The following is a 14,934-nucleotide window of genomic DNA, read 5'->3' as shown; positions in this document are numbered from 1 at the left end:
AAAGACGATAAATAGGGGTCAATTGGCAACATATCTAGAGACAGAATTGCAAGTTGCACGTGTCCGTGATTATTGCCCAAATGGTCTGCAGGTGGAAGGACGAAATGAGATCGGTCGTATCGTCACTGGCGTTACCGCCAGCATTGCGCTTCTCGAAGCGGCAATCCAACTGCAAGCCGATGCTGTTATGGTACACCATGGTTACTTTTGGCGTGGTGAAGACATGCGGGTGATAGGGCAGAAGCAGCGTCGTCTCAAGCTCCTCTTACAGCATGATATCTCTCTCTTCGGATATCACTTGCCCTTAGATATGCACCCTAGCCTCGGTAACAATGCGCGATTGGCTCAAGTGCTGGGTTTGCTTCCTGAGGGGCGTTTTGGTGAAGACAATATTGGTTGGCTTGGTCAATTTGACGTAGCCGGCGTCACGACGATCGGCGATGTTGCAGCGCATGTGGCAGCACGGTTGGGTAGAGAACCTTTATTGATCGGCGATCCGGCGCAAGCGGTGGGCAAAGTCGCATGGTGCACTGGTGCGGCGCACAGTATGTTTGACCAAGCGATTGCCGCAGGCGCCACGGTGTATTTGAGTGGTGAAATTTCAGAACCGACGGTGCATCTTGCGCGCGAAACCGGCGTCGCCTATCTCGCCTGTGGTCATCATGCGACAGAACGATATGGTATTGCAGCGTTGGGAGAGCATCTGGCGCACACGTTCGGCATTGAGCACCATTTTGTTGATATCGACAATCCGGTATAGACCGTCACACGTTGTCGCGTGTATGTACGTTTGCGGCAAAATTACAACAACGTCCTCGTTCCTCACCTATTTTCTGAGACGAGGGCGTTGTTCGTTTTTGGGGTGATTATTTCTTCAAAGCGTCGCGAATTTCTCTCAGCAGCAACACATCTTCTGGTGTCGGTGCTGGCGCTGGTGTTGGCACAGGTTCGTTTTTACGGAATTTATTCACGAGGCGAACCATCTGAAAAATCACGAATGCGAGGATGATAAAGTTCACTGTCACTGTGATGAAATTACCGTACGCTAAAACGCCACCTGCTTTTTTCGCTTCGATCAGCGTCAACTGCGTACCTTGGCCATTGAGTGGTAAATAGTAATTTGAAAAGTCGAGGCCACCGAACAATTTACCAACGACAGGCATTACCACGTCGCCAACAAGTGAGTCCACAATTTTTCCAAATGCACCGCCGATGATGACACCGACCGCGAGATCGACTACATTTCCTTTTGTGGCAAATGTTTTGAATTCTTGCATCATGCTCATTGTGGTTCTCCTAAAAGGTCATTGGCAACATTGCCGTAAGCTGAATTGTTCGTATTTTAATGTGCGAAACGATTAATTTTACGTTTTAGTTTGTCAATTATCTTTACACAAAATCATTTATTTTCGTTAATAAGCATAAAATTTCCGACGCCAATATGAACTATGTCAAATAGTGGCGGATTTGTAAAAATAAAGAGTAAGTGTTGCTGTTTACGCTGGTTTTTGCTTTAAAACCAAATATAGCTACTTTATAATCAAATGTTGCTAGATGCGGGTTTGAGCTTCATCGAGTTTCGATTTTTGACAGATTGGGGTTGGTATGAGTAATGAAAAGCAGGTCGATTCCGGCCGTCGCGGTTTGCTCGTCGCCACTTGCGCGGCGGGTGGTGTAGCAGGGTTGGCAACGGCAGGGGCACTTGTCAGTACCTTTCAGCCGTCAGAGCGGGCGAAAGCTGCAGGCGCTCCGGTTGAAGTAGATATTTCCGCTTTAAAACCTGGTGAGATGACCACCGTCGAATGGCGTGGTAAGCCAGTGTGGATCTTGAAGCGGACACCTGAGATGTTGTCCAGCTTAGCCAAAACAGAAGATAAGGTCGCTGACCCAGAGTCAAAAAAACCTTACACCATGGATCTGCCAGAGTACTGTGATAAACAGACTCGCTCCCGCAAAGAACACGCAGAGTTGCTTATCGCCGTTGGTATCTGTTCTCACCTCGGTTGTTCTCCTGGTTCTAAATTCCAAGCCGGCCCTCAACCTTCCTTACCTGACGACTGGCAAGGTGGCTTCTTATGCCCATGCCATGGATCGACATTCGATCTGGCTGGACGTGTCTATAAAAATAAACCAGCGCCACAAAATCTGGATGTGCCACGTCACATGTTTTTATCGGATACCAAAATTATCATCGGTAAAGATGAGAAAGGTGAGGCGTAATCATGGCATTTGTTGAGAAAAAGCTCCCGGCGGATGCGCCAGTTGTTGATAAAGCCCTGAACTGGGTTGATTCCCGTTTTCCACTGACCAAACTGTGGAATGATCAATGGGGTAAATACTACGCACCGAAGAACTTTAATTTCTGGTACATCTTTGGCTCGCTGGCGATGCTGGTGTTGGTCATTCAGATCGTGACTGGTATTTTCTTGGTGATGCATTACAAACCAGATGCAACCTTGGCGTTTGCGTCGGTTGAATACATCATGCGTGATGTGCCATGGGGCTGGTTGGTTCGCTATATGCACTCGACAGGCGCATCAGCCTTCTTCATTGTGGTTTATCTGCATATGGCGCGTGCATTCATGTACGGCTCGTATCGCAAACCACGTGAGTTGATCTGGTTGTTTGGTTTTGCCATTTTCTTGTGCTTGATGGCTGAAGCGTTCTTCGGTTATTTGCTGCCATGGGGTCAGATGTCCTACTGGGGCGCACAAGTGATTGTTAACTTGTTCGGCGCGATTCCTTTCATCGGTCCAGATCTGTCTTTGTGGATTCGCGGTGACTACGTGGTCTCTGACGCGACATTGAACCGCTTCTTCTCGTTCCACGTGATCGCTATTCCGTTGGTCTTGCTGGGCTTGGTCATGGCGCATTTGATCGCGTTGCATGAAGTGGGTTCCAACAATCCAGACGGTATCGAAATCAAAGAAAACTTAGGCCCTGATGGTCATCCATTGGATGGTGTTCCTTCACATCCTTACTACACATTCCACGATATTTTCGGTGTGACTGTGTTCTTGACACTGTTTAGTGCTGTGATTTTCTTTGCGCCAGAAATGGGTGGCTTCTTCTTGGAATATAACAACTTCATTCCAGCAGATTCACTCAAAACGCCACCGCACATTGCGCCGACATGGTATTTCACACCGTTCTACTCGATTCTGCGTGCAACAACGTCTGAGTTCTTGTATGTGGTGCAGGCGGGTGTTGTGGCCTACGTTGGTTTGATTTTCCTAAAAACCAAACTGCCACAAACGATCAAGTTTGCGATTGCTGGTGTTGCTTTGGTAGCGGTTGCGGGCATGATGCCTGGTGCATTGGATGCGAAATTCTGGGGTGTCGTTTTGTTCGGTGGTTCTGTCGTGATTCTTGCGGCATTACCATGGATCGATCTCTCACCAGTGAAATCGATTCGTTACCGTCCAGAGTGGCATAAATTGGTCTATATCGTTTTCGCGATTACGTTCGTGACGCTCGGTTACCTTGGTGTACAACCACCATCACCAGTTCGTGAACGCATCTCTCAGGTTTGCGCAATCATCTACTTCAGCTTCTTCCTGTTGATGCCTTGGTGGAGTGCGATGGGTACCTTTAAACCAGTACCGAAGCGCGTAACTTTTACGCCACATTGAGCAAATAAAGCGAGGAAGAATAAGCATGAAATTACTTAAAAAACTGATCGCGACGCTGGCCTTGGTTCCGGCTTTGGTAATGGCCAATGAGGGTGGTTACACGTTAGACCACGCACCAGATCGTTCGACCGATATGGCTGCTTTGCAAAATGGCGCTAAATTGTTTATCAATTATTGCCTTAACTGCCACTCTGCTTCAGCGATGCGTTACAACCGCTTGCGTGACATTGGTTTGACAGAAGACCAAATCAAATCCAACCTGCTTTTTACAGGTGAAAAAGTGGGTGATTTGATGAAAACAACCATGTCTCCAAAAGATGCAAAAGCGTGGTTTGGTGCGGTGCCACCGGATCTCTCAGTGATTGCCCGCGCGAAAGCCTCGGACGCTGGTTCTGGTGCTGACTGGATTTACACTTATCTGCGTACTTATTACAAAGATGACTCCCGTCCAACTGGCTGGAACAACATAGTCTTCCCGAACGTTGGGATGCCGCATGTGTTGTGGCAATTGCAAGGTGTTCGTACTGCCAAGTTCGTCGAAGAGAAGGATCCGCATGACGAATCGAAGACAATTCATAAGTTTGAAGGCTTCGAAAAAGTGTCTGACGGGACATTAACTGCGGCAGAATATGACAACGCAGTGGGTGATCTGGTAGCATATCTACAGTGGATGGGCGAACCAGCGCAAACAACGCGCAAGCGTTTAGGTGCTATAGTTGTGATTTTCATGGCATTTTTAGCGACACTTGCATGGCGACTGAACGCGTCCTACTGGAAGGAAGTTAAATAAAAAGCAATGTTTCTGTCTTGTGAATTGAGATATTAACAAGTCAGAATTTTCTCAGATCGTCCGTTTTTCTCCGTCGTAAACGGACGAGTAATCCCTAGGGTGAGGTGCGCAAAACTGGCACCTCGCCCTGATCGTTTTTAAGGAACTATAAAAATGATGGTTCTCTACTCGGGCACCACTTGCCCATTTTCTCAACGTTGCCGTTTGGTATTGTTTGAAAAAGGCATGGATTTTGAAATCCGTGACGTTGACCTGTTCAACAAACCAGAAGATATTTCGACAATGAATCCGTATGGCCAGGTACCTATTCTGGTTGAACGTGAATTGATTTTGTATGAATCCAATATCATCAATGAATACATCGATGAGCGTTTCCCGCATCCACAATTGATGCCAGCAGATCCGCTGCAACGCGCACGTGCACGTCTGATGCTGTTCAACTTTGAAAAAGAGTTGTTCGTACACGTTCACACATTAGAAAACGACAAAAACACCAGCTCAGCAAAAGTGCAGGACAAAGCGCGCGCAGAAATTCGCGATCGCCTGACACAGCTGGCACCATTATTTATCAAAAATAAATACATGCTGGGTGATGAGTTCTCTATGCTGGATGTGGCAGTTGCACCGTTGTTATGGCGTCTCGACCACTATGGTATCGAGTTGTCTAAAACAGCAGCACCGATCATGAAATACGCAGAGCGTATTTTCTCTCGTCCTGCTTACATCGAAGCGCTGACACCATCTGAAAAAGTAATGCGTCGTTAATCTGCTGACCAACGTCGCAGACTGACTCTTGCAGTACATCAACGAGGCTGACTAGCTCCATCAGGTCAGCCTTGTTGTTTTATACGCCGCATTCTATGCTTAATTATTTATACGTTTGAGTACCTCTTATGCAAGAAACATCGACCAAGCCATATTTCATGCGTGCTATTTACGAATGGTGCACAGATAACGGCTATACCCCTTACATGGCAGTCAAAGTCGGCGGTGCAGCACAAGTGCCGATGGAATTCGTCAGAAACGGCGAAATCGTCCTCAACATCAGCTTCGGCGCGACGAGCGGCTTGAAGATGGACAACGAGGCAGTGACATTCAAAGCCCGGTTCGGCGGTGTTTCTCGCGATATCTACGTCCCTGTGGGTAACGTCATGGCGGTCTACGCCAGCGAAAACGGTCAGGGCATGGCATTTGAAGTCGATTTAACCGAATCCGCTCAGACACCAGAGCCAACACCCGCACCCACTGAGCAAAAAAGCAAGCCTAGCCTGGGCTTAGCCGCCGTAAGTGGCGGTGCTGCAGAGGGAAAATCAGAGGGCAAACAAGAAATTTCTGAAAAAGATCAAAAAAAATCAGAAAAGCCCTCGCTAAAAATCATAAAGTAGCCTATAATCTCGGTCTTCGGAAGTGCTTAAGCAATTAAGTGCAAACGATAAGATTTTCGCCGGCTTAGCTCACTTGGTAGAGCAGTTGACTTGTAATCATCAGGTAGCCAGTTCGATTCCGGCAGCCGGCACCAGTAAGACTAAGGGCTCACAGAAATGTGAGCCCTTTTTTATTTCCGAAACTGTCAAACAAGTGTCAACCGAGAAAGTGGGTTTAATGCCCTAACTTCTTGAAGATGCTCTGGGCTTAGGTGCGCTATATCATTGTCGTTTTCAAATCTCTATGGCCTAAGACTTTCTGTAAGGTCAAAATATCCCCTCCACTCATTACGAAGTGACTAGTAAAAGTGTTCCGAAGTACATCTAATGGAGTTCTTTGGACAAGTTTATTTGCGAAGTAACTATAGGAAACTTTTCCTAATTCAAATAAAAGTTTTAACTTTTTTGCATATAATTAATTCATCTTAATATCAAAATTAGGCTAAGGCTTGCAATGCTTACACCCGAAAATCTTATCCGAACAAGTGATTTGGTCATACCCTATAGATTGAGAGCAATTGCTTTTGGGAAAACTGCTATATCTCTCGAAAAAAAACATACAATCAATGCGGTGGTTGAATTGAAGATTGGTGTTGAGCCAAAGTCTGAATATCGTGGGTTTCTTGGGGAATTCACTCAGCCATTAGTATCCTGTGCCATTTTTCATAGTAGATGCTTACTTGAGTTTCTAGGTTTGACATTAGATAAAAGTGCTAAACAACTTAATGTGACGGCTTCAAATAGGGCAAGACAAAAGGGCGACATTGGTATTGAACATTTCTTTAATCGTGATGGCGTGAATTTGCAGAAACTTACTCGCGAATCGGCATTTGAAATTTTGGATAGAGCAGATGATTTTGACGTTCTGACCCAGGCTTGGGGGGAAACTTTTGCCGCAGCCAATCAGCGATTAGCACATTTGACAAATGATGAATTGCTTGGTGGCAAGCATGCGGGTGACGCATTTGAATTGGCGTTTGTTTCAATACCTGAACTTGTGCTTCGAGCTTTTTATGACGAAAGTGGAAAACAGCGTCCAAATATAGTTTGATTTAGACCTGAATTGTCTTAAAAAAGCAAAAATTAATTTGAGGAATGTATGTTTACGGATTTGAATTCATTGTCTACATGGGGAAATATAGGTGCTGCGTTTTTTGCTTTTTGTACTGTAATTGTTTCAGTGTGCCAAATTAAAGCAAATAATCGTGTCACAAATGCTTCAATTGAGTCACAAAAAGAGATGACGAGGCTAAATTTGACAATGCAATTTATTGATAAATACGATAGCCCACATATTAGAGAAAAAAGAAAGGAATTAGCGAGGCACTTAATGCAGGAGAGGGAATATGGCCATGTAAATAAGGAAGGTATATATACTGCCGGCGTTGAACACGTCATTGATATTTTAGAATCAGTAGGTGTTTTGCATCAACGTGGTTGGTTAGATAACTCGCTTGTGTACAGTTCATTCTCTTATCCCGTCATGCAATGGTGGTACGCATTAGAAGATTACATAATTGAGGAAAGGAATACTGGAATTGAAGAGTATTACGATAAATTTCAATTTTTAGCTCAAACATTTATCAAGCGCGAGGAAGTGCAAAGAATGATGACTTTAGAGAGAAAAAACAAAGAATTAAGTGAATTCTTGCAATCTGAAATCTCATAATTTTGCAAAATATATTTGCAGACTATTTATTCAGTTTCGCTTGAATAAAAAATCTAACTGGTTTTGATCTTCATGCTACGAATGTAGTGAATGCAGCGAAGTCGTTGAATCTAGGCTATATCGAAGTTGAACCGGAGATAGTTGTTTCATGTATGCCTAGTTGGAAGAAAGAGAAGCGATATTCAGTCACGGACCTACCGTTAATTTTCGAAAAGCTTAACGAATTAGCCTAAAGAAGAGCGAAATATGATGAGTAATTTTCCAATTCACATATCCGTATCTGTGGATTGCAAAATTTAGCGAACTTCTAACTGCAAGCTATCAGCCTAAAATCATTTATATCGATTCCACTTAAAGATGTAGCGGTCGGTCAGTTGTATCGTTCGATCGTTGCGGTAGCTGCAGGGTCGGCTCTCCAAAACGGACCCAGCAGAGTAACAACGCAGCAACGCTTTTCGCTGCGCATCGCATCGATTAAACACAAGTTTCCTCTGCCAATCGGCTTAGGTACCGCAGTAACTCAATTCTGGGTTGGGTGGGTTTTCATGGTGTTGCTTGCCGGTGGCGACTTCGGTGGCAAGTGCCTCAGGAATCCCGTTTTTGACAGCGACGATTTGTGCCATGATGGACAGGGCGATTTCGGCGGGTGTTTTGCTGCCGATGTAGAGGCCAGCGGGGCCGTGTAGGGCTTGTAGGCTTTCTTCGGGGATATCGAAATGGGTGCGTAAGCGTTCGCGGCGGTGTTCGCTGTTGCGGCGTGAGCCGATCGCGCCGACGTAGAAGGCTTGGGATTGCAGGGCATCGATGAGTGCCAGGTCGTCCAATTTGGGATCGTGCGTGAGGGCGATGACGGCGGTGCGTGCATCGGGCTGCAGGCGCAGGATAAGATCATCAGGCATCTCTGCTGTGACCGTGACGCCGCTTAATTGCCAGCTAGCGCGGTATTCTTCACGTGGGTCGCACACAATCACTTCAAATCCCAGGCTTAAGGCGAACTGGCACAGAAAGCGTGAGAGGTCGCTGGCGCCGATGACGATCAGGCGGACTTGCGGGCCTAGGTAAGTCACTAATTCATGGTCGTTTAAGACGGGGACACCACCCCGGTGACCTGCGCGCAGTTCTGCTTCGCCGGTTTGTAGGTGCAAATGACGTGCAATGTTGCGACGTTGTTCACAAGCGAGCAAGAGCTCATCGAGATGGCTCTTTTCGCTGAGTGGTTCTAAGGCTAATTCAATCGTACCACCACACGGCAGACCAAAGCGATGTGCCTGATCGGCTGAAATGCCATAGCGTTGCACTTGTGGCAGCGCATCCGCACAGACGGCTTGGACGCCCTCTTCACGGATGCGGCTAATCAGGTCATCTTCGATACAACCGCCAGAGATTGAGCCCACCGTCTCTCCGCGTTCATTAATCGCCAATAGCGAGCCGGGCGGGCGGGGGGATGATCCCCATGTCCGCGCGACAGTGACGAGGATCACGGCCAGCCCTTGCTGTTGCCAGCCGCGGGCCGTCCGTAAGACGATCGTATCGAGATCTTCCATGTGCTTTCTTAGTCGTTATTTAGACATTAAACGGCAACTGACGAATAGGCTTACCCGTCAATTTGAACACCGCATTGGCAAATGCTGGTGCCAACGGTGGCAAGCCAGGTTCACCCATACCGGTTGGTGGTTCAGCACTTGGGACGATAAAGACCGTGATTTCTGGCATTTCCGTAATACGTGGCACCACAAAATCACTGAAATTACTTTGCTCGACCACGCCATCTTTGAAGGTGATCGCTGCACCCGGCAAGCACATCGACAAGCCCATCAAGGCAGCGCCCTGCACCTGTGTTTCAATGGTGCGAGGATTGACCGCCAGATTGCAATGGACCCCTGCGGTAGCGCGATGTAAAACAGGTTTGCCATTTTTGATCGAGGCTTCAACCACATAAGCGACAACGGTCTGGAAGGACTCATGCACAGCAACGCCCCACGCATGGCCTTTTGGCAGTGTCTTTTTGCCGTAGCCACTGTGTTCGACGGCCAATTGCAATGCTGCACGATGACGCAGGTGCTTGTCGCCATAGGCTTCTAAACGGTATGCCACAGGATCTTTTTTGCTTGCATGCGCGATTTCGTCGATCAGTGTTTCCATCACGAAGGCCGTATGCGTTGAGCCGACGCTACGCCACCACAGGACTGGCACATTCATTTTTGGATGATGCACAGTCAACTTCATTGGCAGATCGTAGGGTTCACGCATTCCTTCAACTGCTGTATTGTCGATGCCATTCTTGATCATGAAACCTTCGAATGGCGTGCCTGCTGTGATTGATTGTCCGACGATGACGTGATCCCAAGCCAGTACCTTGCCGTGCGCATCGAGACCAATGCTCGCTTGATGCAATTGGGCCGGACGGTAGTAACCACCGCGGATATCGTCTTCGCGGCTCCACATCGTACGCACTGGCACATCCATGCCTGCTGTTTTGACGGCTTTAGCGATGGAGCATGCTTCAAAAACATAATCGCTTGTGGCGATCGCGCGGCGACCAAAACCACCGCCAGCCATTTGTACATTGACTTTCACTTGCTCGGGCTTGAGACCTAAAACGCGAGCCGCCATCATGCCATCGAGACCAGGCATCTGGCTGCCGAGCCAAATTTCGGCTGAATCGTTATTGAATTTCACCGTGCAGTTCAATGGCTCCATTGGCGCATGCGCGAGGTAAGGGAACGTGAACTCGGCATGGATCTTTTTAGCGGCAGTGCTGATCGGCGTGACGTCGGCATCAAAATACTTGTTGCCAGGCTGCTTGGCCAACTCGCGGTACTGAGCGAATTGTTTTTTGGTGTCGACTTTCTCGACGGCAGAGGTATCCCAAGTGACTTTGACTGCATCACGCCCTTGCTTTGCAGACCAGTAACCCTCACCGATAATCGCCACACCTTCAGCGCCACGATCAAGCGGGACGCGCAGTACGGCTTTGACGCCATGGACACCACGTGCAGCGCTGTCATCGAGCGTTGCAATCTTTGCACCGAAGACAGGAGGACGTAAAACGACGGCAGTCAATTGACCTGGCAGATGCGTATCGATGCCGTAGCTTTGTTTTCCGCTGCTTTTCGCGACGCTATCGAGGCGGTTTGTTGGCTTACCGATCAGACGGAATTCTTTCGGATCTTTGAGTTTGACCGTTTCTGGAACCGGCTGTGTCATGGCTGCCTGCGCCAGCTCACCATAGCCAAGTTTGCGGCCGTCTGGTGCAATGACTTCGCCAGAGGCGGTACGCAATTGTGCTGGATCGATATTCCATTGTTTTGCTGCGGCAGCGATCAACATCGCACGGGCACGTGCACCGAGTTCACGGTATTGCGTGAAACTGTTTTTGATGGAATTAGAGCCACCTGTTAGATGGAGTCCCATCACTGGATCAACATAGGCACCGTCGCTGTTGCCGTGCTTGCTATGTACTTTTGACCAATCAGCATCCAGTTCCTCAGCCAAGATCATCGGCAGCGCAGTTTGTACGCCTTGACCAAAATCGAGACGGTTGATCGTGACCGTCACTGCGCCATCTGCCGCAATTTCAACAAACGCTGAGGGCTGCTGTGTCGGGCTCAGTGGTTTGGCCGCGTCGCCTGCTGCCTGTGCGACCGAAAGCATAGGGAACGCGCCGAGTGCAAAGCCACCAATACCAGCAAGCTTCAGGAAACTCCGGCGGGACGGTGTTGTAGGTACTTCTGGGTTGTCACGGTTGAGAATATGCTGCAAAGCGCGTGGCAGTTCGCTGTAGTCGATATTAGGTAACATGGTCTGATCCTCAGGCAATGGCTTTCGCTGCATCAGCGATGGCAGCACGGATACGGGTGTAAGTACCACAGCGACAGATATTGCCTGCCATGGCGGAATCGATTTCTGCGACCGTCGGCTGTTTGCCGCGTGGCAGCGATTTTAAGAAGGCGGTGGCACTCATGATTTGACCGCTTTGGCAGTAACCGCATTGCGCCACGTCATGTTTGACCCACGCAGCATGTACTGCATTGCCAACCTTATCTTCGCCGCCAGTCGCTGCTTCGATCGTCGTAATTTTTTTACCTTCGGCCACCGAGATTGGCGTGACGCAAGAGCGGATCGCTTGTCCATCCAAGTGCACGGTGCACGCGCCGCACAATGCTGCGCCGCAACCAAATTTTGTGCCGGTCAAACCCAGAGCGTCACGCAACGTCCATAGAATGGGTGTATCGGGTGGAACATCCACTGCGGTGTTTTTACCGTTAATAGTCGTGTTGATCATGGCAACCTCCAGTTGGTGGTAAAGAATGGGGGAGAAGGGAAGAGCGAAGCTCAGGAATAATAGTATTAAATCGCCAGACGCGTGCTGACATTTTTAATTCACGGCTATTGTCTGCTGACATCACGTCTATTCGCTTGCCTATTTCGCGGTATTTTTTGCCTAATTCAATGATTCCTTGGTGCAGGTCAGAAGCAAATCGTAGGAAATGTTACGCTATGGCTATTCGTTCATCTACGCTGCCCCTCATCGATATTTTATGCTTGCTAAACTCATTAGTGATATTGCCCAATCCGACGGTGACCACGTGACGGCGATCCCGGGCCTAACGATCTATCGCCGTAGTAAGACCACGGAGCCGATGCATTGTATTTATGGTCTTGGACTTGGCTTGACCGTGCAAGGGCATAAACGTCTTACCTTGGGTGACGAGGTGTTTGACTATGCGCCGGGACAGTCCTTGGTGACCGCCTTGGATTTGCCTGTTACCTCTCATGTCACCTCAGCCAGTGAGGAAGTGCCATTTTTGGGAATTGGTTTAGCCTTAGACGCACGCATGATCACGCAATGTGCTGCGGAGATGCAATCCGTCAGTACGTTGCGCAGTGTGACATCGCTCGCAATGTCTGTTGTGACGTTAGACGACGGGGTCTACAGTGCCATGACACGGCTTGTTCAATTGTTAAAAGAGCCTGAGTTGATTCCGATGATTTCACCACTGATCAAACAGGAAATCATTGTACGGTTGTTGAAAGGTGAGCATGGTCCCTGCTTACGCCACTTGATCACCGTCGGGTCGCAAGGTCAGCAAATCGCCCGAATTATTGCCTGGCTCAAGCAGCATTATGCGGAGGATATTTCGATGGAGGATCTTGCCAATAAAGCGCATATGAGCCCCTCGACGTTCCGCCAACACTTTCGGGCGGTGGCAGGGTTGAGCCCATTGCAATATCTCAAACAATTACGTCTTCAAGGGGCGCGGCAATTAATGTTGAATGACAACGTTGATGCCACCAATGCGGCGCTTCGTGTGGGGTATGAGAGTGCATCACAATTTAGTCGTGAATACACCCGCTTGTTTGGGGCACCGCCCTTACGTGACGTGCGCCGAGTCAGAGTGGTGGGATAACGTTGAGGGAGAGGCGGTTTGTGCTTGATGAAAGTCCGCTCAACTAAAAATCATGATCTGCTAAGGGCTGCAGCCAGTGACTCGCTACCCATCCGTGATCGCCATCGGCTGAAATCGTGACCCAATTTCCCTGCATCTGCTGGGTGTTGCACTCAACGATCTGCCCCTCATCTAATTTTTTGATGAGACGAGACTTAATATCGGGTCCAGTCCGCAAGGCAAGATCTTTGAGAAGCACACGGCACAGGTGATTGTCCGTCAAAGCACTCAGGGGCGCGATCATGGAGGCGCTCAGGGGCGTAAAAATCCCTTCACTCTTGGCAATATGAGAATCAGTCTGGCATGTTGTGAGCAGAGTCAGCGGTTCCGCCGTCGTATGGTCTGGATGAAATTGTTGCGATTGATCGTAAGACTCAAGACCTGATGCTAATACCCATCCTTTGACACTACCAGAGATGACATTTTTCCAGAGAGTGTTATCCGAAAACTGGGATTCTTCTGTGCCGAGTTTGACCGTCGAATGCATGACCAGTTCAAGAATAATCATGCCACGCTCATGCGGGGTATCACGTAACATGAGTCGATGCGAAATCACACGCATCGTATAGTTTTTTACAATAGATTGTTGCCACGTTTTTGTTGTTAATGGCAGCCGTAAGTGATCTGAAATCGATATACCTGCTGTCATTCCTGTTGTGGTCTTGGGAGCGTTTTTTTTGTTCGTTGGTCTGAATCCCACGTTGTCCTCATTCTTTTTAAAGCGGATCACCCATGTTGTAAAAGGTGTTTGATCTGTGTTGGCAATTAGGGGTTATTGGTCGGTCTTGAAAGCGCTGTGGAAACCATCGCCTCTCGGTGGTCTGCGTCATTCATGGACGGGTCTAGGGACTGGGGTACTCTCCGTTGTGACGAACGGGTCGGAAAATACTTTCTCATGTTGCAGAGCGGAGGGCTCTTCATGCAGGAAAGAGGGCTCTTTTTCTAGTGATGAGTAGGCAGATTGTAGTGACCATATCGCGATAGACGCAGCGCAGATGGCGAGGATTTTTTCACATTGAAAAGCAATGGTTTGTTGACGTGTGATGAGCAAAAATTGGTTAACGTTCATGGCGTTTTTTCCAGTGACTTCAGTTGGATATTTCTTGTTCATTAATGATGTTGTTTTCTCAATCGACGATACGTTGTTTGCATCGATCTGAACGTTCTCAGCATCCCATGCGTACCGAAGTGCACTTGTGCTTTCGATGATCGGTCTACTTTGATTTTCCAGAGTCGATAACTCACCTGCCACGATCAGCACAGAACATGCTGGTGATGTAGGTAAGGCAAAATTGATGCTTCTTGCTTGGCGATATTCACTGCGATTGCAGTGAATTTGCTGGAGAGCTTGTGTTCGATTACTAATCAGGTACGAGAGAGCTCATAGATGTTATTTTTTTTATTCTGTGTGTAGTGCTTCGGTTTAGTTGGCTTACAAATTCTACCGATCAAGCTTCTTTCGAACAGGCTCAGATGTAAGTAAATGTAATCAGCCCAAAATAGACCATCAGGCCTGCATTTTGGGCTGATTGATATAGATTAATTTCTTCTAAGAAAAACTATCAACTTGATTCTGCTGTTGATGATCGCATCGATTTTTTTATGAGGATGGGTGGCGATGGCTTGCGTAAAAAATCGTTCCAAACGAAGTCTTGCCCAATTGATCGTTTTCTTTTTTTTAATGCGGGTTCGCGATCTTTTTGCTGAAAAAAAATGCAAATTCAATACCTTCATCAGCGGTCAATGATGTCGGCTTTCAGCGTTTTCATATGCATTGGTTTGCTTGTATTTGGCAAATCCTGTCGCTCTCAATGACGACAGAGATGATCTCTGTCTTTTTTGTCGATGCTGTTATTTTGTGTACCAGAAATAGAAAAAAATGAAGCCGAGAACGGCTCGTTGCTCGCTATTTGAGTAGCTGAAATATTCTGTTACAAAGTAACTTTCAGTGTTGTTCGCGTTCTAATTT

15 protein-coding genes and 1 tRNA gene are annotated in these 14,934 nt (G+C 47.7%); 10 read left to right on the top strand and 6 right to left on the bottom strand.

The window, feature by feature from the left end:
- Nucleotides 1-7: 7 nt before the first annotated feature.
- Complete coding sequence (locus tag ACO0K2_RS13555; protein ID WP_423020127.1) at nt 8-760, top strand: Nif3-like dinuclear metal center hexameric protein; 753 nt, start codon at nt 8-10, stop codon at nt 758-760.
- A 106-nt stretch (nt 761-866) separates the two neighbouring features.
- Here ACO0K2_RS13555 and mscL read toward each other — a convergent pair whose 3' ends face one another.
- Nucleotides 867-1,286, bottom strand: a complete 420-nt coding sequence (gene mscL, locus ACO0K2_RS13550) for a large conductance mechanosensitive channel protein MscL (protein WP_423019658.1) — start codon at nt 1,284-1,286, stop codon at nt 867-869.
- A 319-nt stretch (nt 1,287-1,605) separates the two neighbouring features.
- Between mscL and petA the strand changes: the two genes are divergently transcribed.
- The 8 genes from petA to ACO0K2_RS13510 all read left to right on the top strand — a co-directional run bounded on the left by petA (nt 1,606) and on the right by ACO0K2_RS13510 (nt 7,515).
- Nucleotides 1,606-2,220: a ubiquinol-cytochrome c reductase iron-sulfur subunit gene (gene petA / locus ACO0K2_RS13545; RefSeq protein ID WP_423019656.1), complete on the top strand. Its 615-nt coding sequence runs from the start codon at nt 1,606-1,608 to the stop codon at nt 2,218-2,220.
- Complete coding sequence (locus ACO0K2_RS13540) at nt 2,220-3,632, top strand: cytochrome b (protein WP_423020125.1); 1,413 nt, start codon at nt 2,220-2,222, stop codon at nt 3,630-3,632. Before petA ends, ACO0K2_RS13540 begins: the two co-directional genes overlap by 1 nt.
- Before the next feature lie 25 nt (nt 3,633-3,657).
- Complete coding sequence (locus ACO0K2_RS13535) at nt 3,658-4,422, top strand: cytochrome c1 (RefSeq protein ID WP_423019654.1); 765 nt, start codon at nt 3,658-3,660, stop codon at nt 4,420-4,422.
- A gap of 153 nt (nt 4,423-4,575) precedes the next feature.
- Complete coding sequence (locus ACO0K2_RS13530; protein WP_186913049.1) at nt 4,576-5,187, top strand: glutathione S-transferase N-terminal domain-containing protein; 612 nt, start codon at nt 4,576-4,578, stop codon at nt 5,185-5,187.
- Nucleotides 5,188-5,315: 128 nt separating this feature from the next.
- Complete coding sequence (locus tag ACO0K2_RS13525) at nt 5,316-5,807, top strand: ClpXP protease specificity-enhancing factor (RefSeq protein ID WP_423019652.1); 492 nt, start codon at nt 5,316-5,318, stop codon at nt 5,805-5,807.
- 58 nt (nt 5,808-5,865) lie between these two features.
- Nucleotides 5,866-5,941, top strand: a tRNA-Thr gene (locus tag ACO0K2_RS13520).
- A 359-nt stretch (nt 5,942-6,300) separates the two neighbouring features.
- Complete coding sequence (locus tag ACO0K2_RS13515; protein WP_423019650.1) at nt 6,301-6,897, top strand: hypothetical protein; 597 nt, start codon at nt 6,301-6,303, stop codon at nt 6,895-6,897.
- Nucleotides 6,898-6,945: 48 nt separating this feature from the next.
- Nucleotides 6,946-7,515: a DUF4760 domain-containing protein gene (locus ACO0K2_RS13510; protein WP_423019648.1), complete on the top strand. Its 570-nt coding sequence runs from the start codon at nt 6,946-6,948 to the stop codon at nt 7,513-7,515.
- Nucleotides 7,516-8,018: 503 nt separating this feature from the next.
- Here the strand turns inward: ACO0K2_RS13510 and ACO0K2_RS13505 are convergent.
- Genes ACO0K2_RS13505 through ACO0K2_RS13495 form a run of 3 tightly spaced genes read right to left on the bottom strand, consistent with a single transcriptional unit; the run spans nt 8,019 to nt 11,800 of the window.
- Nucleotides 8,019-9,059 carry an XdhC family protein gene (locus ACO0K2_RS13505; RefSeq protein WP_423019646.1) on the bottom strand — a complete coding sequence of 347 codons (1,041 nt, stop codon included), beginning with the start codon at nt 9,057-9,059 and terminating at the stop codon, nt 8,019-8,021.
- A gap of 19 nt (nt 9,060-9,078) precedes the next feature.
- Nucleotides 9,079-11,316, bottom strand: coding sequence for a molybdopterin cofactor-binding domain-containing protein (locus ACO0K2_RS13500; RefSeq protein ID WP_423019644.1), 2,238 nt, complete (start codon nt 11,314-11,316; stop codon nt 9,079-9,081).
- A 10-nt stretch (nt 11,317-11,326) separates the two neighbouring features.
- Nucleotides 11,327-11,800 (bottom strand): (2Fe-2S)-binding protein, encoded by a 474-nt coding sequence (locus ACO0K2_RS13495; RefSeq protein WP_423019642.1) that lies wholly within the window; start codon nt 11,798-11,800, stop codon nt 11,327-11,329.
- Nucleotides 11,801-12,056: 256 nt separating this feature from the next.
- Here ACO0K2_RS13495 and ACO0K2_RS13490 point away from each other — a divergent pair, with 256 nt between their 5' ends.
- Nucleotides 12,057-12,926 carry an AraC family transcriptional regulator N-terminal domain-containing protein gene (locus ACO0K2_RS13490; RefSeq protein WP_423019640.1) on the top strand — a complete coding sequence of 290 codons (870 nt, stop codon included), beginning with the start codon at nt 12,057-12,059 and terminating at the stop codon, nt 12,924-12,926.
- Between the two features lie 43 nt (nt 12,927-12,969).
- Here the strand turns inward: ACO0K2_RS13490 and ACO0K2_RS13485 are convergent, their stop codons facing one another.
- Both ACO0K2_RS13485 and ACO0K2_RS13480 read right to left on the bottom strand, forming a co-directional pair.
- The gene (locus ACO0K2_RS13485) at nt 12,970-13,503 is read right to left on the bottom strand and encodes an SH3 domain-containing protein (RefSeq protein WP_423019638.1); all 534 of its coding nucleotides are present in this window, start codon (nt 13,501-13,503) and stop codon (nt 12,970-12,972) included.
- Nucleotides 13,504-13,791: 288 nt separating this feature from the next.
- Nucleotides 13,792-14,226, bottom strand: a complete 435-nt coding sequence (locus ACO0K2_RS13480; RefSeq protein WP_423019636.1) for a hypothetical protein — start codon at nt 14,224-14,226, stop codon at nt 13,792-13,794.
- Between the last annotated feature and the right edge of the window lie 708 nt (nt 14,227-14,934).

The sequence above is a fragment of the Undibacterium sp. MH2W genome (genome assembly GCF_049340215.1).
GTDB lineage: Bacteria > Pseudomonadota > Gammaproteobacteria > Burkholderiales > Burkholderiaceae_D > Undibacterium.
This window is presented reverse-complemented; position numbering and strand designations above follow the sequence as displayed.

What these genes read in the sequence shown, in the direction of transcription:
- ACO0K2_RS13500 (WP_423019644.1), bottom strand. Translation starts at nt 11,316, where the DNA reads ATGTTACCTAATATCGACTACAGCGAACTGCCACGCGCTTTGCAGCAT.
- ACO0K2_RS13525 (WP_423019652.1), top strand. Translation starts at nt 5,316, where the DNA reads ATGCAAGAAACATCGACCAAGCCATATTTCATGCGTGCTATTTACGAA.
- ACO0K2_RS13490 (WP_423019640.1), top strand. Translation starts at nt 12,057, where the DNA reads ATGCTTGCTAAACTCATTAGTGATATTGCCCAATCCGACGGTGACCAC.
- ACO0K2_RS13505 (WP_423019646.1), bottom strand. Translation starts at nt 9,059, where the DNA reads ATGGAAGATCTCGATACGATCGTCTTACGGACGGCCCGCGGCTGGCAA.
- ACO0K2_RS13530 (WP_186913049.1), top strand. Translation starts at nt 4,576, where the DNA reads ATGATGGTTCTCTACTCGGGCACCACTTGCCCATTTTCTCAACGTTGC.
- ACO0K2_RS13485 (WP_423019638.1), bottom strand. Translation starts at nt 13,503, where the DNA reads ATGTTACGTGATACCCCGCATGAGCGTGGCATGATTATTCTTGAACTG.
- ACO0K2_RS13535 (WP_423019654.1), top strand. Translation starts at nt 3,658, where the DNA reads ATGAAATTACTTAAAAAACTGATCGCGACGCTGGCCTTGGTTCCGGCT.
- ACO0K2_RS13510 (WP_423019648.1), top strand. Translation starts at nt 6,946, where the DNA reads ATGTTTACGGATTTGAATTCATTGTCTACATGGGGAAATATAGGTGCT.
- mscL (WP_423019658.1), bottom strand. Translation starts at nt 1,286, where the DNA reads ATGAGCATGATGCAAGAATTCAAAACATTTGCCACAAAAGGAAATGTA.
- ACO0K2_RS13515 (WP_423019650.1), top strand. Translation starts at nt 6,301, where the DNA reads ATGCTTACACCCGAAAATCTTATCCGAACAAGTGATTTGGTCATACCC.
- petA (WP_423019656.1), top strand. Translation starts at nt 1,606, where the DNA reads ATGAGTAATGAAAAGCAGGTCGATTCCGGCCGTCGCGGTTTGCTCGTC.
- ACO0K2_RS13495 (WP_423019642.1), bottom strand. Translation starts at nt 11,800, where the DNA reads ATGATCAACACGACTATTAACGGTAAAAACACCGCAGTGGATGTTCCA.